Here is a 1,138-nt window from a genome sequence, read left to right on the forward strand (position 1 = left end):
CCGGAGCAGGTGCTGGGGCCGCGGTTCGCGGGCCCGGCGGCCGACGACTGGGCGCGGGCGGCGTACGTGCTGCTGTGGGGGGAGAACAACCGGCTGGTACGCACGCCGGACACCCCCTGGGTGATCGCCGGGCGGTACAAGGGCCAGAAGGTGGTGGCGATCGGCACGCATCCGACGCGGTTGTCCGACGAGACGCTGGTCGTGCGCCCCGGCACGGACGGGGCGCTCGCGATGGCCATGGGGCATGTGCTGCTCAAGGAGTTCTTCCTGGACAGGACGCCGTTCGCCGAGCACGCCATGGAGCGCACGGACCTGCCGTCGCTGGTGCGGCTGCGGGCGCGCGAGGACGCGTACGTGCCGGGCGGGCTGCTGGGGCGCGGGTGTGACCGGCTGAGCGTGTACGGCGGCGAGGCGGTGGAGGTGCTGCTGCCGCGCTTCGACGACGGGCCGGGCGTGCTGCGGCGGGGCGTGCCGGTGCTGCGGGACGGCGACGAGCTGGTGACGACGGTGTTCGACCTGCTGCTGGCCGTTTACGGGGTGGGCCGGCCGGGGTTGCCCGGCGTGTGGCCGTCCGGGTACGCGGACCCGGGTGAGCCGTACACGCCTGCCTGGCAGGAGGCGTGCACGGGGGTGGCCGCGTCGCGGACGTTGAAGATCGCGCGGGAGCTGGGTGTTACGGCGGAGAAGACCGGCGGGCGCTGCCTGCTCGTGCCGGGGCGGCTCGAGACGCCGCACGCCGACACCGCCTACCGGGCGATGCTGGCGCTGCTGGTGCTGACCGGCTGCGGCAGCGGGTGGGCGCAGGCGAGCGGGGCCGGGATCCCGCTGGTGCCGTACCTGTGCCTGCACGCCTGCGGCGAGGACCGCGCGGACGTGGGCGCGCTGAGCTGGGCGCTGGCCGAGGGGCTGTTCGCGCGCCGGACCGCGCGCTCGGTGCTGCTGGAGGCGGTGCGCGACGGCTGGCCGATGGCGCCGCCGCCGCGCGTGCTGGCCCTGCCGCGGCCTATCTACCCGCTGCCGCCCGACGTGGACCTGATCATCGGACCGGACGACCACTGCGACCTGTCGCCGCCCGACGCCGGGCTGGTCGCGGAGGCGGTCGCGCGCCTGGCCGGGCGGGCCGCCCCGGTGCAGGAGG

The 1,138-nt window shown here is 76.2% G+C and carries 1 protein-coding gene; it reads left to right on the top strand.

From position 1 onward, the window contains the following. A partial coding sequence (locus tag ACWDX9_RS63550) for a molybdopterin-dependent oxidoreductase (RefSeq protein WP_449973492.1) occupies positions 1-1,138 on the top strand: 1,138 nt, incomplete at both ends.

This window comes from Nonomuraea sp. NPDC003201 (genome assembly GCF_053590415.1).